This is a genomic window from Paraburkholderia sp. CNPSo 3281 (genome assembly GCF_024206515.1).
GTDB classification, from domain to species: domain Bacteria; phylum Pseudomonadota; class Gammaproteobacteria; order Burkholderiales; family Burkholderiaceae; genus Paraburkholderia; species Paraburkholderia nodosa.
On sequence record NZ_JAMBPS010000048.1, the window covers coordinates 34,764 to 61,280 of the forward strand.

Sequence of the window (26,517 nt, forward strand, 5' to 3'; positions counted from 1 at the left end):
CTGAGTCCAGGGCCGGCTCCATCGATTCAGTGCCTTCAGTGCCAATTGAATGACGATTCAGCGCCAAACTTTCCAATCGAAAATATTTCGTAAGGAGTCTGACGCCGAGCATTCATACCCCGATGCTTTAATCCTCATGCCGTGTAGCCTCCGCATTCAGCTGGCATGAGCGCCACGATGCGAGCTGCATAACGCCTTCACCCGGCTTCACGGTGATCCCGACAATACGAAACCAACCAGGAGCCGAAAATGCAATGGCGTCATGTCGCAGTTGGTTCGCTCACAGCCGCAGCACTCGCATCGACAGTTGCGTGGAGTGCTGGTGACGATCACGACAAGAATCATCCGGAACACAATCACACCGCCACTCCGATCAAGCACCTGGTCGTGATTTATGGCGAGAACGTTTCGTTCGACCATTACTTCGCAACCTATCCGCATGCGACCAACCCGTCCGGCGAGCCTGCATTCAGGGCGCAACCCGGCACGCCCGAAGTGAACGGTCTTTCTGGCACGCTGCTGACGAAGAACCCGAACTTCACGAATGCGGCCAATGGCACGGGCGCGGCCAATCCGTTCCGTCTGGATCGCACGCAGGCGGCCACGGCCGACCAGAACCACGCTTATACGGCCGAGCAACAGGCGTACGACGACGGCCGCGCCGACCTCTTCCCGTTGTACACGGGTAACGGCACGAGCGGCGGCGCTGGCGCGTTCGGCACGAAGGGCCAGGTGATGGGCTATTACGACGGCAACACCGTCACGGCGTTGTGGAACTACGCCCAGCACTTCGCGATGAGCGACAACGCCTATACGTCGACCTACGGTCCGTCGACGCCCGGCGCGCTCGAAGTGGTCTCGGGGCAGACCAACGGCATGAAGGTTGTTCTCACAACGAAGAAGCCTTCGACCGCCGGTTCGTACTATGTGAACGACGGGCAGAACGGCTTTACGATGATCAACGATGTCGATCCGGCCTACGATCTCTGCTCGAGCGCGACCGACACGGCGCAGATGACCGGCAAGAATATCGGCGACCTGCTGAACGCGCGTCATGTCTCGTGGGGCGGCTTCATGGGCGGCTTCAACCTCGCGACGACGAACAGCAACGGCACGACCGGCTGCAAGCGCAGCACGCTCTCGCCGGTGGTCGGTGCGGCGACGGCCGACTATATTCCGCACCACAACTGGTTCCAGTACTACGCAACGACCTCGAACCCGCAGCATCTGCGTCCGGGCTCGCTCGCCGCGATCGGCCACACCGTGGGCAAGAACGGCAACCCCGACCCGGCGAATCACCAGTACGATACCGACGACTTCTTCGCTGCCGTGAAGGCGGGCAATTTCCCGTCGGTGAGCTTCCTGAAGGCCCCGGCCTACCAGGATGGCCACGGGGGTTATTCGGATCCGCTCGACGAGCAGGCGTTCGTCACGAAGGTCGTGAACTTCCTCCAGCAGCAGAACGACTGGGAAGATACGGCCGTGATCGTGGCATGGGATGACTCGGACGGCTGGTACGACCATGCCTACGCGCAGCCCACCAGCGCTTCGTACGACAGCGTTGCCGACCAGTTGACCGCGGCCGGCATCTGCGGCACGGGTTCGGCGCCGGCCGGTTTGAACGGCAAGCCCGTGAACGGCCGCTGTGGTCCGGGCACGCGCATTCCGTTCATCGTGATCTCGCCGTGGGCGCGCGAGAACTACGTCGACCATACGCTGATCGACCAGTCTTCCGTGGTGCGTTTCATCGAAGACAACTGGCTTGACGGTCAGCGCATCGGCGGCGGTTCGTTCGATGCGACGGCAGGCAGCATCATGGGCCTGTTCGATTTCGACCGCCGCGGCCGCGGTCACGAAGATCGCAAGCTGTACCTCGACCCGACGACGGGCGTGGCGCTCGACAAGGCACCGAAAGTCTGAGCGTTGAGGATCGCTGATCGTTTTTGATCGGCAAAAAGAAGCGCGCCCCTGCCAGATTCGCCAACCAGGGGCGCGCTATGTCTTTCAGCAGCCGATCACGCGGGGTGGGAAGCGTGCCCGTGATCGCCTGTTCCGCGCGCGTCGTCGTATTCGTGCGAAATATCCTTGTTCGTGTAATCGCCCATGCGCCAGGCGGCGAGCAGACTGATCACCGCGCACACGGCGATATAGATCGCAATGGCATAGCCCGTGCGGTAGAACGCGAAGAGCGCCGTTGCGATCAGCGGCGCTGGGCCGCCCGCAATCACGGAAGCCAGCTGATAACCGAGTGAGGCGCCGCTGTACCGCAGCCGCCCCGTGAACGATTCGGCGATGAACGCCGCCTGCGGACCATAGAGCATGGCGTGCGGCACCAGCGACAGCACCACGGCCGCGAAAATCAAAGCCGTATTTTTGGTGTCCAGCATGCCGAAGTAAATAAAGCCGAAGATGCCCGCGGCCACCGCGCCGATCATGTACATGCGCTTGCGTCCGATCAGGTCGGACACGTGCCCAAAGAACGGAATGGTTACGAACTGCAGCACAGCGGCCGCTAGAACCGCGGTGAGCATGAGGTCACGCGAAACGTGCAGCGTCTTCACGCCATACGTGAAGACGAAGGCCGTGTAGATGTAGAACGGTGCCTGTTCGGCCATGCGCGCCAACGCCGAGAGGAGAATGTCCTTGGGCTGGCGGCGAATGACTTCGAGCATCGGCGTTTTCTCGATTTTGTTCTCGGCGAGGAGCTTCGCGAAGATCGGCGTTTCAAGAATGCTCAGCCGGATATAGAGGCCGATCGCGACGAGCACGATGCTCAGCAGGAACGGCACCCGCCATCCCCACGTCATGAAGGCGTCTCCGGAGAACGTGCTGACGGCGAGCACCACGAGATTGGCGATAAAGAGTCCCGCCGGCACGCCGAATTGCGGCCAGGAAGCGACAAAGCCGCGGTGCGAATTGGTACGCGCCCATTCCATCGACATCAGGACCGAGCCGCCCCATTCGCCGCCCACGCCCACGCCCTGAATGAAGCGCAGCACCGTGAGCAGAACGGCGCCCCAGATGCCGATCGAGGCATAGGTCGGAACAAAGGCCACGGCGAAGGTGGCGAGCCCCATGAGCAGCAGCGTGACGATCAGCGTGGCTTTGCGGCCGACGCGATCGCCGTAGTGGCCGAATATGGCCGCGCCGACTGGCCGGGCGATGAAGCCCACGGCATAGATGAGAAAGGCCTGCAGGGTGCCAACGAGCGGGTCGGATTCAGGAAAGTACAGCTTCGCGAAGACAAGCCCGGTGACGATACTGTAGAGGAAAAAGTCGTACCATTCGATCGTCGTGCCGATGGTGCTGGCAATCACCGCGCGGCGCAACTGGCGACGGGCGTCTTCGTCCGAAAGGAGCGTGGCTCCCGGTTGATCGGCATTCATTTCGCACCCCCAAGGCAAGGGCGATATGGCCAATGCGAAACGCATGGCCAGGGCTCCCGGTGGTGCGCAAAAAACGTGCCCCAAACGGCCGGGATGTTGGCTTCGCTGGATCGGGTGGAACTGACACGTCCCTCGCTATCGCTCCATCCTGATCGGCATGGGTGAGACGGTTGTTATACAAGTCGATGGTATATCACGTTGTGATGCAGTGTGCGGTATTTTCAATCAATTCGCCATGCGGCAGTGCATCACGCACGACGGGGACGCGATGACTCCACAGCTAACCTCGCAGGCCCTCAGCCCTTCGGAGTATATTGCGCGGCACCTGCAGAATTTCGCCTCCTCAGGGCGGGGCTTCGATTTGCGAACGTTCGACGATGCATGTACGCAATCGCGCTGAAGCGGCGCGGCTGATTGTTACATGACGGTATTCGCGTGTTGCGCGCCGAACTGCAGCGCCGCGAGCTGCGCATAAAGCGGCGAACTCTGCAGCAGGTCCGCATGCCGGCCTTGCGCCACGATGCGGCCCTGGTCCATGACGACAATGCGGTCGGCTTGCTTCACGGTGGCGAGACGATGCGCGATGACGAGCGTCGTGCGGTTTTGCGCGGCGTTGTCCAACGCCGTTTGCACGAGCCGTTCGCTTGCGGCGTCGAGCGCGCTGGTGGCCTCGTCGAGCAGCAGAATGGGCGGATTTTTGAGGATCGCGCGCGCGATGGCAATACGCTGCCGCTGCCCGCCTGAAAGGCGCACGCCGCGCTCGCCGAGGAACGTGTCGTAGCCCTGCGGCAGTTCGTCGATAAAGCCGGCCGCCGCCGCCATGGCGGCGGCGCGCTGGACGGCTTCGAGCGTGGCGTCGGGCGAGCCGTAGCGAATGTTGTCGAGCACGCTGCCCGAAAAGATCACTGACTCCTGCAGCACGACGCCGATCGCCTGGCGCAACGCCGCGAGCGATACCTGTTGCGTCGGGACGCCGTTGATGCTGAGGCTCCCCGATTGCGGGTCGTAAAAGCGCAGCAGCAATTGAAAGAGCGTGGTTTTGCCTGCGCCCGACGGACCGACCAGCGCGACATGCTCGCCCGGGCGCACGTCGAGCGAGAAGGCGTCGAGCGCGGCAATGCCGGGGCGCGAAGGGTAGGAGAAGCCAACGTTGTCGAACCGGATGCCCGCGCCGTGAGCCGGCAGCGGTACGGTCGCCGCCGCCTGCGCCACGGGCGAGCGCGCGGCGAGCAGTTGCAGCAGCCGTTCGGTGGCGCCCGCGGCCCGTTGCAGATCGCCCCACACTTCGGCAACGGCGCCCACGGCGCCGGCCGTGAACACCGCGTAGAGAATGAACTGGGAGAGCTGGCCGGCGCTCATCTGCCCCGCCAATACTGCCTGCGCGCCGAGCCAGAGCACGAACACGATGGCGGCGAACACGAACACGATCACCACGGCCGTCAACCCGGCGCGCGCCCGAATGCGTGTGAGCGCCGTTTCGAAGGCCGCTTCCACGGCGCCGCCAAAGCGCTTTGCCTCGAACGATTCCTGGGCATACGACTGCACCGTGGGCATGGCGTTGAGCACTTCGCCCGCCAAAGCGCTTGCGCTCGCCACCTTGTCCTGGCTCGCGCGCGAAAGCCGCCGCACGCGCCGCCCGAAGATGACGATAGGTGCGACCACAACGACCAGTGTGGCGATGATGTAGCCCGACAGCACCGGGCTCGTCGCGACGAGCATCGCCACGCCGCCGACCGTGAGGAGCAGGTTGCGCAGGCCCAGTGAGAGGCTGGTGCCCACCACGGTCTGGATCAGTGTCGTGTCGGTGGTCAGACGCGAGAGCACTTCGCCCGTTTGCGTCGTCTCGAAGAACTGCGGGCTCATGCGTATCACGTGGTCGTACACGGCGCGCCGCAAGTCGGCCGTCACCCGCTCGCCGAGCCACGAGACCCAGTAGAAGCGCAGCGCTGTCGCCGCGGCGAGGATCAGCGAAACCACGAAGAGCGCGATGAAATAGCGGTCGATATGCGTGCGATCTCCGCTGGCGAAGCCACGGTCGATCAGGTACTTGAACGCCACCGGCAGCGCGAGCGTCGCGCCCGCCGAGGTCAGGAGCGCGAGGAAGGCAAGCGCCCAGCGCCCCGCATAGGGGCGCAGGAAGGGCAAAAGGGCGAAGAGGGGCGCGACGCGTGAAGGGCGGCGGGCGGCGACATCTGGCATGGAGCTTCCTGGCGGATCGACAATGAAGGGATTGTGCCAGCCCCCGTGGCAGGACGAGGCTGGCCCTGGCTTACTGCGCGGGCGGCGTGGCTCCATTGCGCACCTGCTCGCGCTCTTCGGGCGTCATCTGCTGCCACTGTTGCCACTGGTGCCAGTGCATGCGTCGGCGGCAGCCGCCATGCCCGCGGAATCCGCCGAACAGGATCCGGCACAGCACCAGCAGGCCGATCGCGCGTGGATAGTCGATGGCATGCGCATTGGCCACGAGCGCTGGTGCGATCCAGTTCCACAGGCCCATGACGATCCCGCCCAGCACGGCGATGACCGCAATCATCAGCAGCGCCTTGGCAAACATTTTGCGACGAAACTTCATTCCAGTCTCCTTCGGTTCAAATGTCGAGGTCGTCCCATGACGCGCGCAAACGTTCGCGCAGATGCAGCACCGCATAACGTTTGCGCGCCAGCAGCGTGTTCACGCCTACCCCGCTCGCGGCGGCCAGTTCCTTGAAACTGCGCCCGTCCAGTTCGTGCGCGATGAACACCTCGCGCTGGCTGACGGGCAACTCGTCGAGCGCGGCGCGCAGTGCGTCGAGCATCGCTGCGCGCTCGTAAGCGGCCTCGGGACCGGCGTCGGGCGAGGGCAGCGCGAGGTCGAGGCGGTACTCGCCTTCGTCCTCTTGCGGCTCGATGAGCGACACTTCCCTACGTTTGCGAAACCGGTCGACGATGCGATTTCGCGCCACGCGAAAGAGCCACGCGCCAACCTGCTCGATGGGGTCCGGCAGCCGCCACGCCTCGACCAGTTCCTCGAACACGTCCTGAAGAATGTCCTCGGCTTCGTCCTGGTCGATCACGCGGCGGCGGATGAAATTGCGCAGCCTCGGGCGCTCGCGGGCGACGGTGTCGGCGATTTCGCGGTCCTGCGTACTCAGCGGGCTCGGGGTGGGCGGCGGTTCCATACCCGTGTAGACGATCCGGAAAGAGAAATATTGTGACGCGTAATCTCCGGTTTTATGTGGCATGAATATTTCGCTAAACAAGGCCGGAGATAGCGGCATTTTTATTGACATCCGTCACTATATTTCGGTCACAATGAAGGCGTCGAACAAAACCAATAAATTCACACGCTATCGGTCATGCACCTTCACGAGCCTGGCAGCGGTACTGCGTCAAAAACTCTGGAACTCCTCGCGGACCCTGGGCAGCTGCCCCTGGAAACACCGCTGCCATTGGCGGTGTTTCACCATGACGGAACGATGCTACTGCCGCAAGGCGGCATGCTGAACGGGGAGCAGCGCGACTTCCTCTTCGCGCACTTCCAGCCTTATCGCAACACAGCGGAGGTGGCGAATCTCGCGAATGCGCAAGACGGCGTTGCCGATCGAGCCGATCGTGGCAAAGGGCCGTTGACGCTGGACGACATGAATCTCGCCATTGGCGCGCTGCTAGGCATACGCAGCCAGGCGGGCACGGGGCGCGAGATGCTGCCGTGCCGGCTGATCGGTTTCCGGCCGGGCGGCGCGATGTTTGTCACGCCACCTGCCGCGGCCAAACCCGCGTGGGAGCCGTTCCAGGGCGAACAGGTCGAAATCGTTGCGATCGCAACACAAGCCGTGTTCTGGCTCGTCTGCACCGTCGAGGCGGTCTGCACGCATCCGTTCCGCTATCTCGTGCTCTCCGAACCGGGCACGATTCGCCGGCTGCGCGAACGCCGGGCCGTGCGCGTGCGCACGCAACTCGCAGTGCGCTATGGCGTGGACCTGACGGGCTCGGAACTGGACCGGCTCGGCATTGGCTGCGATATCAGCGTGCTGGGCATGTCGCTCGCCGCCGGGCGCAAGATCGGCGAGGTTGGCGAGCGCATTTGCGTGGTGTTTCCCGTCGAAGCGGGTAACGTGGGGGCGACGTTCCAGGCCGTCGCCGTGATTCGCAATCTGCGCGCCGATACCCCACAGGCAGGACTCACCCTGCACGGACTCGAATTCGACGCGCTTTCTCCCGAGAGCCAGGTCGCCCTCAAGACGTTCGTGTTCGACAGGCAGGACGCCGTGTCTTATTGGGCCGGCATGCCGACCTGAACACGGGCCGCACGATGGCGCCTGATTGCGGTTAATTCCGCTTGCTGCGCTTTGCCGCTGCGACGGACTTTTTGGCGACCGCCGCGGTAGCCGTGGTTTTCGCGGCGGTTTTGGTGGTGGACGCGGCGGCGACTGTGTAGCCCTGCGCTTTCGCTGTCATGTGCTCGGCGATCAATTCGGTCTGAAACCGGTTGATCGTGTCGGGGTCCGTAAAGATGGTCTGCGTGTTGTTTTGCGCCAGGTAGCCCGGGCCTCCCGGCGCGCCCTTGATCACGAACGTGCCCTCGCCAGACGCCGACCCGAGCGTGATCATCATGGTGATGGTCGGGTCGAGCGCCTGTTGCATGAGGATTTCGTTGAGTTCTTCGTCGTCGAATCCGAACATGTTCATGTAAAGGGAAACGCTGGCGCGGGAAAGGACGTACTTCAGAATGTTGTGAACGTCGTCGCGCCCTACGTAGAAGAGATGGAAGTCCTTGCTGGCCGTGCTCGAGTAGCTTTTCTCGCGGGTGTATTGCTGCAGTTCGAGCAGATCGAAGGTCTGCAGGGTTTGCGTGACATCGGATATGACGTTGCTCGCGCTCACGTTCTCTGCCATTTCAGGTCTCCTCGTTTGGGTCAGTGCAATGCCCGGTTAGTCGAACTCGAAGGCATGGGTGTGAACGCGCAATTCGCGTCTTTGTGCGCCGGATCTCTGCAGCAGGCCAGCAAGGCCTCGACCGACGCAACGTTTGCCTTGTCCCATTGCTCATTGCTCATCGCGTTGTCGGTCGGCATCCAGTGGTTCAGTGGATAACTGGAGGCAAGCTGGTCGCCTCCTGGCGCGTTCCGCTTGCCCACTGAAAGCCCGAGATAAGCCGTACAGCTCTGCTCGCTGCCGATGCGGTGGCAGCCAACGCAGGTGTTGCCGGGTGTGCTCATCGTCATGAGGTGATACGACGAGAAAGCCTGCCCGATGCTCGAATACTTCCCCCATGGGTCGGTGGGCACCTTGTCCCACACCTGCCCGATATACGGGCTGAAGATAAAGGGTCCCGCGTCGTGGCATTTTAGACAGGTGGGGTTGTCCGCAGTGCTGGAGGCGACCATGGCGGGTGTCGCCCAGAATTCGACTGCGGAGGGCTGTCCCGATGGCGGCTTTCTCTCGTTTGGCGGCGGCACGCGGGTCGCAACGATGCCGCTACTTGCGGGCACGTCAGCTTGCGATTGCGGCAATGGCGGCGGCTTCGACGCGAACCAGCAGGTCTTGCCGTTGCCTGAGTGATGCACCACGACGACTACGAGGTCATAGAACTGACTCTTGTCTTCGCGCAGCACATCGCGACGACAGTACGCGGAAATTTGCGTGTTGCCGCGCGATAGATTCAGGATTTTTGAAAACGGAACGCATTGACCTTTTGCTTCGGCGCGTGGGCTCAGCAATGAAGGCTTGTCGCATCGCGTCGGCGACTCATTTGGCCCAGGCGGTTTCCCATCGATCGTAATGGGAATATCGGTTCCGTCATTGCAGTTGAACGGCGGGATTTCGCCAATTTCTTTCACGCATTGATCGGCATATTCGAGCAAGGTCTGTTCATGGGTAAAGGCAGCAAGCGGCACGGCGAAGAGGAAGCACAAAGCGAACAGGCGGGCGCGCAGAGACATGGTCATCCCCCGCTTTTCATCTGCATTAGCGCGACTTTGCGAATCGCTTCGCGATACTTCACGTAGCCCGTGCAGCGGCACAGATTTCCCCCCACCCAGGTGTCGATTTCCGCGTCGAGCTGGTTTGCGCTGATAAGGTACGCCTTCACATGTTCGAGCATGGCGGTCGCCGCCATCAGAAAGCCAGGCGTGCAGTAGCCGCACTGAAACGCGAAAGACTCGAGAAAAGTCTGCTGCAGCGGCGAAAGCCTGTTGCCGTCCGCGAGGCTCTCCACGGTATAGACATGTTGATTCGCGACCGCGCTCACGGGTGTGGCACACGCCAGGGTCTTTTCCATCAACGCGTCGCGGCTGCTGCGCAGGCCCACGGTGCACGCACGGCACGCACCGATGCCGCAGCACACCTTGGTCCCCGTCAGGTCCATTCGCTCGTGAAGATATTCGGCGAGGCTCATGTCGGTATCGGCGGCCAGTACCGTGACGGCGTGTCCGTTCACGTGAATCTTGACGTCGGCTTCGCTCACTTCAGGGCCTCGCGTATCTTGTCGGGCGTGACGGGGGTTTCCCGGAAGCGATGCCCGGTTGCCATGGCCAGCGCGTTCAGCAGCGCCGGCGCAATGGGGCACATCACGGCCTCGCCGATGCCGCGCGCGCTGTGATGGTCTCCATCCGGCGGCGGCAGCGCGATCAGTTCCTGCCGTGGGACGTCGGTCATGCGCGTGATGAGGTAGCGGTCGAGATTCCACTCGCCGTTGCCGGGGCCGTGATTGTCCAGCGGACACGACTCGCTCAACACATTGCTCATCGCCATGGCCACTGCGCCTTGCGATTGGCCTTGTACGATCTCAGGGCAAATGAGGCGGCCGGCGCTGAGCGTCGTGACGACATGTTCGACCTTCACGTGGCCGCTTTCGGGGCTCACGGACACCGCGACGAGCGCGGCCGAAGGCGCATAGTTCGTGCGCCCGAAATTGAACGTATCGGTTGGCGGCAGCAACTTGCCTTGAGGCAAGCTCTTGAGATTGTGCGTATCGGTGCCAACGGCTATGAAGTCGCAGTCCATCTCGAAGGAGCCCGACGCGAACGTGTACGTGCTTTTCCAGAACCCACCCGCATACGTGACGTGAGCGGCGGCCACGGTAGGCAACTGCCGGCGGTTGATCTCGTCGAGCAACGCAGGCCAGCCAATGGGCTCGCGACCCGCGGCGGTCAGCTTTCCGTTTGTCCACTTGAGGTCTTGCCGCGCGATGTGCGGGTTGCGCCATAGTGCGCGTGCGGCAGGCAGCACGCTTTGCAACATCAACACCATTGCCGCGCGGTCTACGGCCTGAAAGTGATGGAACGCACCGAGGCAGGCGCTCGAAGAACCAAAGGGGGCCGAGATCGCTTTACTTCCGGTCTTGCCCAGGATGCCCAGTTTGGTGTAATCGAAATCTGGAATCTGAAACGCCTCGACTTCGTTCATGGTGATTTTCTGCGCGTTCTGCCCAAGGCACGCGGCAGGCGCGAGGGCCAACGTGGTCGCCGCGCCATTGCCCATGTCCGTGTAATGCGTGAGTACATGCAGGCCCGCGTTCGGCTCAATCTGCACCATCGCGAATACGGCGTCCTTGCCGGTACCGTATGCCTGATTTGCCATGGCGAGCCCGACGCCATAACGCAACCCGAGCGCGCGGCGTTGTGCGCGCAGGCTTTCCCTGTTGCGCCATAGCTCGTGCGCTTCGAGCCGGTTCAGCAGGTCGGCGAGTTGCAGATCGAACAGAATGGGTGCGCCAGTGAGCGTTTTGCCGTGCTGTTTGCGGAGCAGGTTGGTGTGCCGGATGTCGAATGGACTTTTGTGCAGCGCCTGGGCGGCCTCGTCCATGAGCGTTTCGATGGCGAGATAGGCCTGGGGACCGCCGAAGCCGCGCTGGGAGCCGCCGAACAACGCGGGTGTATAACTCACGAAGCTTTGCGCCATGGCGCGCGGAATGTCGTAGCAACTCATGGCGCTCATGGCGGCAAGGTCGCCAACGGGGCCTGTGAGATTTTCCTTGGCGCCGCCATTCAAGCTGAAGGAACTGACGAGCGCCTGGAGCCTGCCGCTATCGTCGAGCCAGATGGACTCCGTGAAATCCGTTTCCGCGCGTTTCAAACCGACCTGAAACTGTTCAGGGCGCGACTGCTGCCAACGCAACGCCCCCTTCGCGAAGGGCGCGGCGAGCGCGAGATAAACGGGAAAATACGATTCGTCGCGGCCGCCGAATCCGCCGCCTGGGTAGCAACTGATCACGTGAACGTGCTTGACGTTGATATTGCTGTCCTTGAACACCTTACATGCGGATATACAGTCGCCGCGCGGCGATTGTGTGCCGAGCACCAGGTTCAGACAACCGGAATCCGCCTGAAACCACGCGAGTCCCGACTCCGGTTCCATGAAGACGGGATCGATTGCGGGCGTTTTAAAGGCGCCATCGAACTGGTGCCAGGCCTTGCTGTCGACCTTGGCGCTGGCCAGACTGAGAATGCCTTTACTGATGCTGTTGCACCTGGCGGTGAATGTCTTGTCGACGTGGCCACTGCTCTGGAGGTTCGAAAACGACTTCGCGTCGTCGCGCACATAAAGCTTCGATGCGGATGGATACAAGGTGGTCGTGGTGCTTTCCGGCACCGTTGCTCCGTAACGGATCACCGACTCGTTGAAATCGAGCAGTTTCCTTGCGTGGCGATACGTATCGAAATCTTCGAAGATCAACAAGGCGACGGGCTGACCGTAGCAATTAGCGGGTTTGCCCTTCTGCGCGAAAAGATAGATATCTTCGCTAGCTACCGGATCCTTTTCGGCAGCGAGGTAGATGCGATTGTCATTCAACGTCTGGTTGGATACCACGGCGATCGGGCGAAGATCGTGCGGCAATACGCTCAGGTCGAAGTCTTCGAAATTCTTGTCGACGCAATTGCATCTCAGGGCGTATAGCCAGTTTTCTTCTTTCGGCCAGCCGTCGAAGTCGCGCGCCTTGTAATCGCGCGCGTAGATCTTCGCGCCGGTGACCTTGCTCACGCCCTCGATGCGCCAGCGCGCCTTGCCAGGCTCCGGCGCCCAGTCGGGGGCGCCGTTCGGTGCCTGTGGTGCGGAATGGGCGCTCGTCGCGGCGAGTGCGGCTGGGCTGGCGGCCGTGAACGCGGTGATGGAGCTGACCGACATCGTGACCGCGCCGCTCCCCATGGCCTTGAGGAATGTCCGGCGAGTAATCGGAACATCGCAAGCCATGTGCGTCTCCAGGCGAGACCCGCAGCGTAATCTGCGTTATTTCATGTCGCGCGCTACGCGAAATCCATTGGCTTCGTAGCGAACGCTGCTGTCGTATTTGAAGCGCGTGGCGGCGAGCATATAGCCCGCGCCGTCGCGCCACGATCCGCCGCGGATCACCCGCGCCTGGCAGTTGGGCTCGTCCCACGAGTGGCCATCGTTCGGCGCGTTCTTGTACGAGTTGTGCCAGCAGTCGCTGACCCATTCCCAAACGCCGCCGGCCATGTCGTAGAAGCCAAACGCATTGGCGGGAAAAGAGCCGACGTCGTCGGGCGCCTCGACGTGCCAGGGCGGCCCACAGTCTTTGCAGTTCGCCGTGCCCTTGCGCATGTCGTTGCCCCACCAGTAGCGCGTTTCGGTGCCGGCGCGCGCGGCATATTCCCATTCCGCTTCCGTCGGCAGGCGATAGGGTTTGCCGCTGACCTTCGAAAGCCATTTCACGTACTGCTGCGCGTCGTCCCAGCTCAGGTCGCGCACGGGGGCGTTCGGCGAGGCGTTGTTCTCGTTCGACAGGCGCGGGCAGGCGCTCGCGGCGACGCACGCGTTCCACTGCGCCACGGTCACCGCATATTTCGCGAGCGCATAGCTATGGCTGATCGTCACGCGGTGCGCGGGCCGCTCCGATGCATCGTCGGTGTCGATGCCCATGGTGAAGTTGCCGGGCGTCACCGCAACCAGCACCGGGCAAGATGGGCAGTCCTGAATGTCGTGCGGACCCGGTTTCGAAATCGCCGGATTGGCCTTCGCCGCGACTGCCGCCGCGGCCGCAGCCGTTGCCGCGGCCGGCGGTGCGGAGGCGGGCGCTGCCCTGGTCTGCGCGGCTGGCGGCGCGGCGGGGGGCGGCGGTGTCTTCGCCTGAGGCGCTGGCGCGGGTACCGGTGTGGGCGCGGCGGACGCTGCAGCCGGTTTCGATGCCTCCGCACGCAAACGCGTCAGGCGAGCCTGCGCGAGCGGAGCGAAGCGTCCATTCGGATAGGCCTTGAGATACGCCTCGTAGTCGCTGGCGTATTGACTGTCCTTGATCGAATTCCAGAACGTGATTTCGTATTCCTGGGAGGTGTCTTTCGGCATCAGGCCGACTCGCACGATCGCGACGCCATAGCGTTGCCGCGCTGCGCTGGCCTCGGCGACCCGCTCAAGCGCGGCGTGGGCGCCTGCGTATCCACCAGGGTCTTGCGGCTCGAGACGCGGCTGCTCGCGTGCCGGAGTCGAGCGGTTATGCGCTACCGGCGCAGCCGAGCGTAGCGTCGAGGTCAGGCCTAGCGAGATCAAGAGGCACACAGGCAACACTAGCCGCCACATGTTCGTTCTCCCTATCAGGTGCCAACCCGGGTGCATACCCGGGCGTCATCGCCTTTCAATGCCGACGGTGCGCTACCCCGCGGCAGTCGCCGGCCGCGCTCGCACGAAACGCGGGCCGCCGCCGGCACAGGCACTGCCTGCGCACAACTACAAAATAGCACGCACGCCGGGCGATGCAGTAACTGGGTGGCACCCGCGCGCGCCGCGCCGATTTATCTCTATCCGCTTGAATCCGTCCTAAGCTGTAGAACACGCACCGAACTCGAAAGCCGCGCGCCGTCTGCCGAACGAGGAGCATAAAGATGCAACGAAGAGCAACCCTGTTGGCCCTGGCAGCGGCCGTCCTGATGCCGCGCCTCGCGTTTGCGGAGCGCACCCCGTCGCCGCCCGGCGCGGAGGTCTACATCATCTGGCCGCCGGACGGCGCGACGATTCCCACCGGCAAGTTCTGGGTGCGCATGGGCCTGCGTAACATGGGCGTCTGCCCCAAGGGGATCAACAAGGCGAACACGGGCCATCATCACTTGCTCATCGACACGGACCTCCCACCGCTTGACCAGCCGATCCCGTCGGATCGCAATCATTTGCATTTCGGCGCTGGCGAAACGGAAGCCCGGATCGAGCTTCCGCCGGGCAAGCACACGCTGCAGTTGCTGATGGGCGACTACAACCACGTGCCGCACGATCCGCCGGTGTACTCGAAGAAGATCACGGTCACCGTCAAGTAGCGAAGGACATCCGGCTTTAGCCGCAGCGCAAAAGAAGCGGGAGTGCATGCCATGAACAGGTTCCTCGTTTTTGTTGCCAGCCTCGTGCTGCTCGCGGGCGGTGCGGCGCATGCAGGCACGACGCCGGCCGACCCGAACGCGCATGTTTATATCGGCTGGCCCAACGACGGCCAGGTCATGCCGGCCGGGCGGCCATTTCGCGTCTGGTTCGGGCTGCGCAACATGGGCGTGGCGCCTGCGGAAGTCGAGTTTCCCAACACGGGCCACCACCATCTGCTCGTCGATACGGACTTGCCACCGATGGATCAGCCCATTCCATCCGATCGCAACCACCTGCACTTCGGCGCCGGCCAGACCGAAACCATGCTTCAGTTGCCGCCGGGCAAACATACGCTGCAGCTGCTGATGGGCGACGCGCACCACGTGCCGCACAACCCGCCGGTGTACTCGAAGAAAGTCACCATCTACGTTAAGTGATCCACACGATCCGGTCGCGCGCGCCGCGGCGATAGACGAACGTTTGCGACGCTTTCACTTCCCCCGAAAAGCCCTGTTCGAAGCACGCCAACATAAGCCGGTCGACGCGTTGGCGCGCGCCCATCACAACGCATGGATCGCGTGCGCCACACGCCGCGCGCAAGGCTCCGGGAATTCCAGAACAGTCCTTATGCAGCGGGCGTTGCGCCGGCGTGCGCTCGCGCGCTCGTGCACCTGGCACGCCTCATGCCTTGTTGGACCCGAGCCAGCAACCTTGCAGCTCACAACCCAAACACCGTTCCATCCATTTCTGGAGAACTGCCATGAGCAAGCTGATGATTGCCGACCTGAGCGTCGCACAAGAACTCGACCGCCGTGAAATGAGCGCCGTGCGCGGCGGCCTGGGCCTGTGGCCCGTCTGCTATCCGACGATGCCGAGCGTGAAGGTCGACTCCACCAACTTCACCGCATCGCAGTTGATCGGCCAGACGAACACCATCCTGTCCAATACGGGCAACGACGTGGCGTTCGTGAACAACCTCCACGCGTCGACCAACCCCGTGCAAACGGCTCACAACACGATCCACTTCTGATCGTGCTGCCAGCCGTGGAGGCTTACCCGCCTCCACGGCGCCGCCCTCCACCGCATCCGCTGCACTTCTTCGTCGCGTCCTTCACCGTGCTTTATCGCATTCCGCTCAAGGAGTCGATCGTGAACACACTGCTCTCGCCGTCCGCCGCATACGCAGGTCGCGGCGCGTCGCGCTGGCTGACCCGCGTCGTCGGAACGGCTGGGTTGTGTGCGGTGGCGCTGTGCGGCTGCACGGATCTGAGTACGCCTGCGTATCAGCGCCCGGACATGCCTGCGAAGGACGCCTGGGCGCATACGAGCCGCACGTTTTCCGCGGCCGATACGGTCAATCCGCAGTGGTGGAAAGAGTTCGACGATCCCTACCTGAATACACTCATAGAAAAGGCGATTGCGGGCAATGTCGATATCCGGGTGCTGGCGGCGCGCATTGGCGTGGCCGGCGCGCAGATCGGGGAAGTGCAGGCCGGTGCACTTCCCACGGTCGACGCGGGCGCGGGTATCGATTATGAGAAGAGCACGGGGCTAGCGCTCTCGAAGACCTATAACGTCGCCACTCAGGTCAACTGGGACATCGATATCTGGGGCAAAGTCGAAAAAAGCGTGCAGGCCCAAAAGGCCGAGTATCACGCTAGCGAAGCGGATTGGCGTGCAGGCTATTTGACGCTCGTTGCGAATGTGGCGAGCACTTATTTCCAGATCCTCCAGTTCGACGATCAGATCCGCGACGAGGAAGACACGCTGAAGCGGAACAAGCAGATTCTCACTATTTACCAGCAGATGTACGCAAACGGTGTCGCGCCAAAAACCGAGGTGCTGCGGCAGGGCGCGGAAGTCAATGGCGTGACGAACGAACTGCTGGAACTGCACCGTGAGCGCGATACCGCCGAAAATGCGCTTGCCACGCTGGTCGGTGTGCCCGCGGGCGAGTTCAGGATGCCGCTGGGCCAGTTGCGCGAGCGCGTGAAGCTGCCGGACGTGCCCATGGGCCTGCCCGCGCAGTTGCTGGGGCGCCGCCCCGACGTGGTGGCCGCGCAGTACCGCATTCTCGAATCGTATGATGAAGTCGGTTCCGCGCGGCTCGCGCAATTGCCGACCATCAGTCTCACGGGCCGCGCCGGCACAGCCGCGTTCTCGCTCTCCGATCTGTTCAAGGTATTCACGCTGAGCTTCATGCCGAGCATCGACTTCCCGATGTTCGACCCCAGCGTGCATGCCCACATCAAGACGACCGAGGCCCAGGGCAAGGTTGCCGAACAGCAGTATCGCCAGGTGGTGTTCACGGCGTTCGAAGAAGTCGAGAACGCGCTCGTGAACCTCGACGCGCATAAAAAGCAGCGCATCGAATTGCTGCAGCAGAACGAGCGGCTGCGCACCGTCGCGGCGCAGGTCGAGGCGCAGTTGAAGGAAGGGCTCGTGTCGCAGCTCGAAGTATTGGAGTCAGAACGTTCGCTCGCTAATGCGGAACAGTCGCTTCTCGCCAACCATGAGCTGATTCTGAGCGACACTGTCACCCTCTATAAGGCGATCGGCGGCGGCTGGCCCGACGTCGATGTCGCCAACGTGGCCTCGAGTTCCGCTGTGCCGGCAGCGCCCGTCAAGTGAGCGCGCCCGTTGCGGCGGGCCCCGCCAGTTGTTTGACTCCAGCCAACAGTCGCCTACACTTTTCTCACACCCAGATCGCCATGTGCAAGGCGCACGGCTTCACACGGAGAGTCAGTGCGCACGCGGCGCTTGCGCCACGCGCGGCCTGGCTGACAACTGCTGATCGCTGGCGGAATCATGGTGCCTGACGCCGCTTCCATTGCCGAGAGCCAGACATCGCTCGACCGGACGTTCGATATCGTGCTGCGGCCGATATCGCATGCGGAGCTGGGCGAAATCCGCATCGACAAGGATCTTTTTGCAGTCGGGCGGACACAGCCACCTTTTGCCGCGGCGCGGCCCGAGGTCGTGGTCGATGTTTCGCGCCGTCACGCGCGCATCTTCCGCGAAGGCGCGGCGGCCTACGTCGCCGACCTGGGCAGCAAGAACGGCACGGCGGTCAACGGTATCGAAGTCACCCAGAAGCCCCACGTGCTCAACGACGGCGACGAACTCAGCTTTGCCGGCGCGCTCGCGTTTCGCGTGAGCTTCGCGCCGCGCACGGTACGCGCGCCCGTGCGGGCGACCGTGGTGACGCTCACGCCGGAGCGCGCCGATCTCGGGTTGCAGCAGATCGTCGTCACGAGTTTTCCGTTCCTGGTCAGCAAGGCCGACGAGACGTTCTCGCAGTATCACGACGCGTATCCGCATCAGGTGAACTACTTGTCGCGGCGTCATGCGCACATCTACGCCGAAGACGACGCGATGTATGTCGAAGACCTCGGCAGCACCAACGGCACGTTCCTCGACGGCCTGCGGCTCGACGATCACGCGGTCAAGCTCGAAGACGGCCAGCGGATCGCCTTTGGCGGCGAGCACTTCGTCTACCGGGTCGGCCTCGAGAGCACGAGTGGAAGCGATGCCACCGTGACGGCGACGCGCGAGCGCCGCGCGTCGGTGCTCGCAGAAGACGCCGACCGCACGACCTTCATTGGCAGCGCGCACTCGTTTCTCGACATTTTCTGCACGCCCCCCGCGCCCGCGCAGGACGACGAAATCAACCCCGATGCGCCTCACCCCGCGCCGGAACCGGGGCACGACGCGCGACGCCGGCGCGGCAGGCTCGAGGTCTTCCTGAGCGAGCTGAGCGAAGCGCTGGGCGGCAGCGGGAAGATCAATATGGGCGCGTTCGCGCGCTGGGGCGGCGGCGGGATTGCCGTGATCCTCGCGCTTGTCGCGCTCACGTATTTCCAGGGCGCGCCGCAGCGCGACATGCAGGCGTTGCTCACGAGCGGACAGTTCGAAAGCGCGGCGCGCATGGCCGATCAATATCTCACGCGCCACCCGAACGACAGCACGTGGCGCGCGATGGGGACGGAAGCGCTCATCAAGGCGGACGTGCCCGACTGGGTCGCCGCGATCAACGCGCGCGCGTTCGACCGTGCGCGCGCCATCGTGGAAGACATGCGTACACTCGCGCGCCACAACCCGGACGCCGCGCCGCTCGTGGAAAACATCGGCTGGATCGGCGCGCTGCAATCGTTCGTGCAGGGACGGGGCGGCCCGCAGGCGCCGATCCGCATCTATCGCGACGAAGCGCCGATCCATGCGCTGACGAGCCGCTGGAACGACGACCCCGGCGAGCATCAGCGTGCATTCGACCGGATCTCGGCCTATGTGCCGGCGTTTGCCGTCGTGTATGCGGACTCGCTCAGCCACTTGCGCAAGCTGCAGAGCGACGACTCCGTGTATGTGGCCGCGCTCGACCGCATCCACCAGGCAATCGACAGCGCGCTCGCGAGCGACCGCTTCGACGCGCTCACCGCGATGCTGAGCGACTACGCGCAGCGCTATCCGCGCCTCGCCGGGCTCGATGCCGTGCGCGCCGACGTCGACCAGTATCAGCAGATCGACAGCGAGGCGCACGCGGGCCACGTGCAGGCCGTGCACGACCGTCTGGCTGCCGCTCACTTCGCCACGCCGCCGTTCGCGGCCCATGCGGGCGCGCTCGAAACGCTTGCGCAAGCGGGAGGGCATGGTGAATCCGCGCCAGCTCATTGAGCGCCTGGGCAAGGCGCTCGGCATGCCGGGGGGACTTGCGGCGCCCGAACCGCCGCGCCCACTTGGCGAGGCGCTGGGCGACCACAGCGAGGAAGGCGTGGCGATCCTCACCGCGCGCCCGTGGCGCCTCATTGAAGCCACGATCATCACGATGGTTGCGCTCGTGGTATGCGCCTTCCTGTGGTCGTTCGTCGGGCGTGCCGATGTCATCGTGAGCGCGCAGGGGGCGCTCGCCCCGGAGTCCGAAGTGCGCCGCATCTACGCGCCGGTGGATGGGGAACTGGTGGACATCTACATCGCCGAAGGTCAGCCCGTGGAGAAGGACGACGTCATTGGCCGTATCAACGCGCGCGGCGCGATCCAGGCGGCGACCAACGCGCTCGACGCGCGCCTGAAACTCGACGACGCCGAACGCGACTGGAAGGAATTCCCCGAGAAGAAGGCGCTCATGGAGCGCAAGGCCGAGGCGCTCAAGGCGCAGATGGACGTTGAAACGCATCTACATGAAACGCGCGTGGCGGAAGGCACGAGCAAGCTCCAGCAGGCCGAGAACGCCCAGCTCGACGAAGCGCGCGGCAATATCGACAACGCGCGCCACGTGCGCGATCTCGCGAAGGAAGACCAGGACAAGTACGAGCGCCTGTTTGCGCTGCCGGGCGGCGGCGGAGTATCGCAAAGCCAGGTCGAGGAAAAGCGCAGCGCGTTCCTGCAGGCCGATAACAACTACCGGATCGCGCAGGCGCGGCTCAGCGAATTACAGGCGCAAACGAGCCACGAGTTCGCCCAGGCGAAGGCGCAGCTCGAAGGCAGCGCCGGGCAGCTCACGTCGCTACGCATCGAATACGACGCGACGGAGCGCGAAATCGCCAATACCGAGGACAAGCTGCGCCTGCAGGTGCAAACCGCGCGCCTTGCCGCCGACGCCGCGGCGCGCATCCGCTTCGAGAACATCGACAAGGACAACTTCCTGCTCGTGCTCGCGCCGGTCTCGGGCGTGATTACGGACGTGACGACGACGCAGCCCGGCGACAAGATCCAGGCGAACACGCCGCTCGGGGGCATTGCGCCGGCCAACGCGCGCCCGGTCGTGAAGGTGGCGATTGCGGAGCAGGACCGCGCGTTCCTGCACGAGGGCTTGGCCGTCAAGCTGAAATTCAACGCGTTTCCGTATCAGCGCTATGGCGTGGTGGACGGCATGCTCGAATATATTTCGCCGACCACGAAGCCGCAGGCGCAGACGAAGGAGCCAGTTTACGAGGGTCGCGTGCGTCTCGCGCGCGACTATTTTTCGATTGGGGGCGCGACGTATCCGCTGCGCTACGGCATGACGGCAACCGCCGAAATCGTGGTGCGCGAGCGGCGCCTGATCGATTTCGCGCTGGACCCGTTCCGGCAGATCGCTGGCTGACGACACCAATCAGTTCGAAATTCGGGAATCGGAAATCAGGGGAACGCAATGACGACAATCGTACGGATCGACGATGAAGCGATCGGCACGGAAGATTTCATCCGCGCGCTGAAACTCACGGGGCAGTTCGAGAGCCTGGTCGAACAGCAGGTGCGCGACCGGCTGACGGTCATCGCCGCGAAGAAAATGGGCGTGAAGGTGGAGCCCGACGAAATCCAGCAACGCGCCGACCAGTTTCGCCGCGTGCGGGGGTTGCACCGCGCGGCGGACATGAATCGCTACCTGGACGTGTTCGGCATCAGCCTCGATGAATTCGAGCGCTTCATTACCGACACGCTCTATCAGGAGAAGACCTTCAACCTGATCTGCAACGACGAGGCGGTCGAAAGCTATTTCAAGCTCAATTCGCCGAAATTCGACAGCATCGAAGTGAGCCACATCGTGGTGGACTCGGAAGGCAAGGCGCGCGAGGTCATGTCGATTCTGGAGGACGAGCCGCAGGCGTTCAGCGAAATGGCGCGCGAGCATTCGATCGCGGACACGAGCGAGCGCGGCGGCGTGATCGGCAAGGTGCTGCGCGGGTCGTTGAAAACGGACATCGAGGCGAAGGTGTTCAATGCGCAGGTCGGCGACCTGCTCGGCCCGTTCCCCGCTCCGGACGGTTCGTTCTTCGAAATTTTCTGCGTGACGGCAAAGCATCCGGCGTTGCTCGAGGCGGACGTTGCTTCCGAGGTGCGGCGGCTGTTGCGCGAAGAATGGCTCGCGGAGCGCGCGCAAGAACATATCATCGACGCGCACTGAGCGCGCAGAGCCACGCTGATGGACACCCAGGCGCCCCTACCTGCCAGCGCACCGTCGCTGGTGGATTTTCTCGCATCGGTCGAACCGCTCTCGCTCTTTTCGCGCGAAGAACTCGACCGTCTCGCCGCGCAGGTCGAAACGCACAGCTACGCATTCGGCGACACGCTCTGCAAGCGCGGCGAACCCGCAGCCGGACTCTATGTGATCCGCTCGGGCTCCGTGCGGCTCATCGCCGAAGAGCGCGGCAAGGAGATGAGTCTCGGCGTGCGCAAGGAACGCGAAGTGTTCGGCGAAATCGCCATGCTGCGCGATTACTGGCACGAAGTGTCAGTGCGCGCTTCCGCGAAGACCGAGGTGCTTTGCATCCCCCGCGCGGCGCTCGAACCGCTGCTCGCCGCGAATCCCGCCGCGCAGTCGTTCGTGACGAGCTATGTGGCCATCAGCTCCGCGGGCGGGTTCGTCACGCGGCTCTTCGACCTGCGCGGCAAGCTTTCGCGCGCCGAACTGGAAGAGTATGTGTCGAGCGTGGGCGTCAAGCGCGTGAGCGCGGGCAAGGAGATCATCCATCAAGGCGCCGGCGGCGACATGCGCCTGTATGTCGTGCGCCAGGGCGAAGTCACTATTGCGCGCGAGGAAGACGGCAGCGTCTATCAGATTGCGAAGCTCGGCGCGGGGGAAATTTTCGGCGAACGCGCGTGCCTGCTTCGCCAGGATCAGCCCGCGAGCGTCACGGCGCTCACTGATGTCCGGCTGCTGGTGATTCCCGAGAAGACCGTGCATTTCATGCTGGAGCGCAACCCGAAGCTGCGCGAGGTGCTGGAAGAGCGCGTGCGCTTCAACGAGCGCGAATTGCAGCGGCAGAAGAAGCTCGCCGAGCGCCGCAGCCGGCCCGTTGCCGTGGACAGCGGGGCGGACGCGACCTTCAGCGAACGCGTGATCAAGCGCTTCGTGCTGGTCGAGCAGGCCGAAGAGATGGATTGCGGCGCGGCGTGCCTCGCCATGATCTGCCGGCATTACGGCATTCCCATGACGCTCGGCAAGCTGCGCGACCTCGCGAACGTGACGACGCAGGGCGCGACGCTGGACAGTCTCGCGCGCACCGGCGAAGCGCTCGGCTTCACCACGCGCGGCGTGCAGTGCACGTACGAAGCGCTGCAAGGGTTCGAGTTGCCCTTCATCGCGCACTGGGAGGGCTACCACTACATCGTCGTATATGGCGTGTCGAAGCAGTGGGTGAGGGTGGCCGACCCGGCGCTCGGTTTTCGCAAGCTGAGCGTCGAAGCGTTCGAGCGCGGCTGGAACGGCACGTGCCTCCTGTTCACGGCGGGCGAGACCACGGGCGCGCAGGCGGCGACGCGCTCGCCGTGGGTGCGCTTCATCGGATATCTGCTGCCCTACCGGAAAATACTTGCCCACCTGTTTCTCGCGACCTTCGTGATCCAGATGCTGGGCGTGGTGCCGCCGCTCATCATCCAGAACATTCTCGACAGCGTGATCGTCCACCAGAATGTGAGCCTGCTGCATCTCCTGATCGTGGGGCTCATCATTTCGCACGTGTTTACGCAGCTCATGACGACGATACGCGCGCATCTGTCGAATTTCATGGTGCGCAGTCTCGACTTCGCGATGATGTCGCAGTTCTTCAAGCACACCATGTCGTTGCCGTTCTCGTTTTTCGCGCGGCGTAAAACAGGCGATATCTTCGCGCGCTTTCAGGAGAACCAGACTATCCGCGCGTTTCTGACTGAATCGACGGTGACGACGGCGCTCAACCTGCTGATGATCTTCATCTACTTCACGATCATGTTCCTCTACAACGTGAAGCTGACGCTGCTGCTGATCGCGTTCGTGATTCCCATCATGGCGCTGACCGCCATTGCCACGCCGCGCATCAAGCGCTACGCGCGTGAAGTCTTCGCCGTGTCCACCGACGCGCGCTCCATGCTGATGGAGACGCTTGGCGGCGTCGAAACCGTGAAGGGCATGGGGATAGAAAGAGCGGTACGCCTGAAGTGGGAGCGCAAGTACGCGAAGTCGCTCGAAGTGCAGTATCGCGCGCAGGCGTTCCATATTCTGGTCGGTCTCGGCAGCCAGTTGCTCAATGCCGCGACCACGATCGTGATTCTCTGGGCGGGCGCCACGCTCGTGCTCGATCAGGAATTGAGCATCGGACAGCTCATTGCGTTCAATGCGTTCATGGGCAGCGTGCTCGCGCCGCTCATGGGTCTCGTCGGGCTCTGGAGCCTCATGAACGATGCGGCGGTCGCGATGGAGCGGCTAGGCGACGTGCTCGATATCGAGCCCGAGCAGAAGCCCGCCGACCTGGGTTCGCGCGTGCTGCTTCCCGACCTGCAGGGCGACATTGAATTCGACGGCGTGTATTTCCGCTACGGCGGCAACGAAACGCCTTATGTGCTGGAGAACATCAGCTTTTCGGTCGGGCGCGGCCAGATGGTGGCGATCGTCGGGCGCAGCGGCTCCGGCAAGACGACGCTCGCGAAGCTGCTGGTGGGCTTCTACGCGCCGACCGAAGGCAAGATCAACGTGGATGGCTACGACATGAGCGCGATCGACCACGCGTACTTTCGCGCCCAGGTAGGCTACGTGATGCAGACGAACCTCGTGTTCTCCGGCACGATTGCGGAGAACATCGCGTGCGGCGATGCAACGCCTGACTGGCGGCGCATGGAGGAAGTGGCGCGCATGGCGGATGCGCACGCGTTCATCAGCAAGTTGCCGCTCGGCTACGAGCAGGTGGTGGGCGAGCGCGGCGTGGGCCTCTCGGGCGGGCAGATCCAGCGCCTTTGCATTGCGCGCGCGCTCTATCACGACCCGCGCCTGCTCGTGTTCGACGAAGCCACCTCGTCGCTCGACACGCAGTCGGAAAGCAACATCCTTTCGAACATGCATGACATTCTCCAGGGCCGCACGGCGCTCATCATCGCGCACCGGTTGAGCACGATCATGCGGGCGGACAAGATCCTCGTGCTCTACGAAGGGGCGATCGTGGAGCAGGGGCGGCACGAAGAACTCGTCGAGCGCAGGGGCATGTATTACCAGCTCGTGCAAAAGCAGCTGGGGGCATCATGAAGCTCTTCGACCCGCACGGATTTGGCAGTTCCGTTGTGTCATATGCGGGCTTGCTCGAGAAGATCGAGATCCTGCGCTCCACGCTGCGCTGGGCGCCGCGGCTCGAACGCACCGACATCGAAAAACTCTTGAACCAGTCGAACGCGCTGCGCGACGAAGTCATGCAACTCTCGCGCAAGGAGCGCTTCGTCGAAGCGGCGGCGGAGGCGCCTGAAGCGCTCGATGCGCTGACCAGGCCGGACGCCCTCATGCCCTCCGCGCACCGGCGGCGCGAGGCGTTGATCGAGCGCAGCTTCATCTTCGAAGGCATATTCGGCGACAACCCGAAGCTGCTTGCCGCGCTGGAGATTGCGGAAAAGGCGGCGCCCACCGACCTGCCCGTGTTGATCGACGGCGAAAGCGGAACGGGCAAGGAGTTGATGGCGAAGGTGATCCACGCCAACGGCGCGCGCGCCGACCGCCCATACATCTCGGTGAACTGCGGCGCGATACCCGAGAACCTGCTCGAATCGGAGTTGTTCGGCCATCGCAGAGGGGCGTTCACGGGGGCGTCGAGTGATCGCAAAGGGAAGTTCGAAAGCGCGCATACGGGGACGATCTTTCTGGACGAGATCGGCGAGTTGCCGCTGCAGGGGCAGGTGAAGCTGCTGCGCGTGCTCGAAGCGCACGAGATCCAGCGGGTGGGCTCCGATGAACCCATTGGGGTCGACACGCGCATCGTTGCGGCGACCAACCGCAACTTGCGCGAACTCGCCGCACAGGGGCAGTTTCGCGAGGACCTGTTTTATCGGCTGAGCGTGATTCATGTGACGTTGCCGGCGCTGCGCGAACGCAACGACGAGATTCCGCTGCTCATTGCTTATTTCGGCGATGAGGCTGCTGGGCAGCTCAAGCGACGGCCAGTGAAGCTTACGCCCAAGCTGCGCGACTTTCTGCTTACGTACGCTTATCCGGGGAATATTCGCGAGCTGCGTAATCTCGTGTATCGGCTTTCGTGCCTTGCAGGCGACACGGCCGATATCGAGCATCTGCCCGATGATATCCGGCCTAAGCCTGCTGCGCTGGCTTTGCGGGTGATGGAGGCTGAAGCGGCGGGTGCGCCGCTGTCACTGAGCGATGCGAAGCGTGCTGCTAGCGATGAGGCTGAGAGGGCGTTTCTTGAGCGTGGGTTGCAGGAGACTGGGGGCACGGTGGCGGAGCTTGCGAGGCGCTGTGATATGAATCGATCACATTTGCAGATGCTGCTTAAGAAGCATGGGATTCATTCTAAGGATTTTCGGCATGCCGATAAGGTGAATCATGAGAAGGGGTCTTGAGCTGGGTGCCGAGCGGTGCTTTTTTGTCGTGGCTCTTGGCGCTTTTGGCCGTTCATGCCCGGGAGCCCTCTAACCTGGCTGATGCGGCGGGCAGTTTTTTCACCGTGGGATCTCCAGCCGGAAAGAGGGTCCTGAACAGTTCGCCCAGCATCATTGCGCCTCCGGCACAACGCCTTGCGGCAGGGGCATTGCAGCGTGGTTCGCGGCCGCGATGGCTGCGGGTGGCAGCGGCGGAGGACCGCTGACAGTCGCCTTCGGCCCAGCCTTTGCGCTACCGGTCAGAAAGATGCGCGCGGGCAATGCAAAGTGCCGCAGTTGCAGGACGTCAAGCGGTCCGGCGCCGGCCTCGCTGCGCAGCTGGGCCCTGAGCGCAATGCCCTGGCTTGCCTCCGGCGTCCACGTGAGCAGCCAGCGCGCGTTATCCTGCCGGGAGACCTTCGCCCGCTCCAGCAGCCGGATCAGTCCGAACCGGCCCTGTGCATCGAGCGCCGTGCGCAGGCCGCCTTGTTCGGTCTGCCATTCGATGTGCGAGAGGTTCTCGAGCGACTGGCCCGGCCACTCGAAC

At 63.4% G+C, this 26,517-nt stretch carries 21 protein-coding genes; 11 read left to right on the top strand and 10 right to left on the bottom strand.

What is annotated here, in order from left to right:
* Positions 1–249 precede the first annotated feature (249 nt).
* Positions 250–1,920 (top strand): alkaline phosphatase family protein, encoded by a 1,671-nt coding sequence (locus tag M3I56_RS31610; RefSeq protein ID WP_254357277.1) that lies wholly within the window; start codon positions 250–252, stop codon positions 1,918–1,920.
* A gap of 95 nt (positions 1,921–2,015) precedes the next feature.
* On the opposite strand, the gene M3I56_RS31615 is transcribed toward M3I56_RS31610, so the two are convergent.
* The 4 genes from M3I56_RS31615 to M3I56_RS31630 form a co-directional block, all read right to left on the bottom strand.
* A complete protein-coding gene (locus M3I56_RS31615) occupies positions 2,016–3,386 on the bottom strand; it encodes an MFS transporter (RefSeq protein WP_254357278.1) in 1,371 nt (456 codons plus the stop codon).
* 417 nt (positions 3,387–3,803) lie between these two features.
* Positions 3,804–5,585 carry an ABC transporter transmembrane domain-containing protein gene (locus tag M3I56_RS31620; RefSeq protein WP_254357279.1) on the bottom strand — a complete coding sequence of 594 codons (1,782 nt, stop codon included), beginning with the start codon at positions 5,583–5,585 and terminating at the stop codon, positions 3,804–3,806.
* Between the two features lie 70 nt (positions 5,586–5,655).
* Positions 5,656–5,958: a hypothetical protein gene (locus tag M3I56_RS31625; RefSeq protein ID WP_254357280.1), complete on the bottom strand. Its 303-nt coding sequence runs from the start codon at positions 5,956–5,958 to the stop codon at positions 5,656–5,658.
* A 16-nt stretch (positions 5,959–5,974) separates the two neighbouring features.
* On the bottom strand, positions 5,975–6,544 hold the full coding sequence (locus tag M3I56_RS31630; protein WP_254357295.1) for an RNA polymerase sigma factor: 570 nt from the start codon (positions 6,542–6,544) through the stop codon (positions 5,975–5,977).
* A gap of 297 nt (positions 6,545–6,841) precedes the next feature.
* Between M3I56_RS31630 and M3I56_RS31635 the strand changes: the two genes are divergently transcribed.
* Entirely contained in the window at positions 6,842–7,663 is an 822-nt protein-coding gene (locus M3I56_RS31635; protein WP_254357281.1) for a flagellar brake protein, read from the top strand.
* Positions 7,664–7,694: 31 nt separating this feature from the next.
* Here the strand turns inward: M3I56_RS31635 and M3I56_RS31640 are convergent, their stop codons facing one another.
* The 5 genes from M3I56_RS31640 to M3I56_RS31660 are packed head-to-tail and all read right to left on the bottom strand — an operon-like array spanning position 7,695 to position 13,898.
* On the bottom strand, positions 7,695–8,261 hold the full coding sequence (locus M3I56_RS31640) for a hypothetical protein (protein WP_254357282.1): 567 nt from the start codon (positions 8,259–8,261) through the stop codon (positions 7,695–7,697).
* Positions 8,262–8,281: 20 nt separating this feature from the next.
* Complete coding sequence (locus tag M3I56_RS31645) at positions 8,282–9,313, bottom strand: hypothetical protein (RefSeq protein WP_254357283.1); 1,032 nt, start codon at positions 9,311–9,313, stop codon at positions 8,282–8,284.
* Complete coding sequence (locus tag M3I56_RS41425; RefSeq protein WP_254357284.1) at positions 9,310–9,831, bottom strand: (2Fe-2S)-binding protein; 522 nt, start codon at positions 9,829–9,831, stop codon at positions 9,310–9,312. Before M3I56_RS41425 ends, M3I56_RS31645 begins: the two co-directional genes overlap by 4 nt.
* A complete protein-coding gene (locus M3I56_RS31655) occupies positions 9,828–12,557 on the bottom strand; it encodes a xanthine dehydrogenase family protein molybdopterin-binding subunit (RefSeq protein ID WP_254357285.1) in 2,730 nt (909 codons plus the stop codon). The genes M3I56_RS41425 and M3I56_RS31655 overlap by 4 nt, the downstream gene beginning before the upstream one ends.
* A gap of 36 nt (positions 12,558–12,593) precedes the next feature.
* Complete coding sequence (locus M3I56_RS31660) at positions 12,594–13,898, bottom strand: formylglycine-generating enzyme family protein (protein WP_375541823.1); 1,305 nt, start codon at positions 13,896–13,898, stop codon at positions 12,594–12,596.
* Between the two features lie 302 nt (positions 13,899–14,200).
* Between M3I56_RS31660 and M3I56_RS31665 the strand changes: the two genes are divergently transcribed.
* The 9 genes from M3I56_RS31665 (at position 14,201) to M3I56_RS31705 (ending at position 25,952) form a co-directional block, all read left to right on the top strand.
* Entirely contained in the window at positions 14,201–14,626 is a 426-nt protein-coding gene (locus tag M3I56_RS31665; protein ID WP_254357286.1) for a DUF4399 domain-containing protein, read from the top strand.
* 51 nt (positions 14,627–14,677) lie between these two features.
* Entirely contained in the window at positions 14,678–15,103 is a 426-nt protein-coding gene (locus M3I56_RS31670) for a DUF4399 domain-containing protein (RefSeq protein WP_254357287.1), read from the top strand.
* Positions 15,104–15,426: 323 nt separating this feature from the next.
* The gene (locus M3I56_RS31675; protein ID WP_254357288.1) at positions 15,427–15,696 is read left to right on the top strand and encodes a hypothetical protein; all 270 of its coding nucleotides are present in this window, start codon (positions 15,427–15,429) and stop codon (positions 15,694–15,696) included.
* 266 nt (positions 15,697–15,962) lie between these two features.
* Positions 15,963–17,297 carry an efflux transporter outer membrane subunit gene (locus tag M3I56_RS31680; RefSeq protein WP_254357296.1) on the top strand — a complete coding sequence of 445 codons (1,335 nt, stop codon included), beginning with the start codon at positions 15,963–15,965 and terminating at the stop codon, positions 17,295–17,297.
* Positions 17,298–17,474: 177 nt separating this feature from the next.
* The gene (locus tag M3I56_RS31685) at positions 17,475–19,337 is read left to right on the top strand and encodes an FHA domain-containing protein (RefSeq protein ID WP_254357289.1); all 1,863 of its coding nucleotides are present in this window, start codon (positions 17,475–17,477) and stop codon (positions 19,335–19,337) included.
* 22 nt (positions 19,338–19,359) lie between these two features.
* Positions 19,360–20,745 (top strand): HlyD family efflux transporter periplasmic adaptor subunit, encoded by a 1,386-nt coding sequence (locus M3I56_RS31690; RefSeq protein WP_254357297.1) that lies wholly within the window; start codon positions 19,360–19,362, stop codon positions 20,743–20,745.
* A 48-nt stretch (positions 20,746–20,793) separates the two neighbouring features.
* Positions 20,794–21,546 carry a peptidylprolyl isomerase gene (locus M3I56_RS31695; protein ID WP_254357290.1) on the top strand — a complete coding sequence of 251 codons (753 nt, stop codon included), beginning with the start codon at positions 20,794–20,796 and terminating at the stop codon, positions 21,544–21,546.
* Positions 21,547–21,564: 18 nt separating this feature from the next.
* The gene (locus M3I56_RS31700) at positions 21,565–24,636 is read left to right on the top strand and encodes a peptidase domain-containing ABC transporter (RefSeq protein WP_254357291.1); all 3,072 of its coding nucleotides are present in this window, start codon (positions 21,565–21,567) and stop codon (positions 24,634–24,636) included.
* Positions 24,633–25,952: a sigma-54-dependent Fis family transcriptional regulator gene (locus tag M3I56_RS31705; protein WP_254357292.1), complete on the top strand. Its 1,320-nt coding sequence runs from the start codon at positions 24,633–24,635 to the stop codon at positions 25,950–25,952. Before M3I56_RS31700 ends, M3I56_RS31705 begins: the two co-directional genes overlap by 4 nt.
* Positions 25,953–26,102: 150 nt before the next feature.
* On the opposite strand, the gene M3I56_RS31710 is transcribed toward M3I56_RS31705, so the two are convergent.
* Positions 26,103–26,517, bottom strand: a 415-nt coding sequence (locus tag M3I56_RS31710; RefSeq protein ID WP_302057075.1) for a type VI secretion IcmF C-terminal domain-containing protein, incomplete at its 5' end; no start/stop codon positions are given.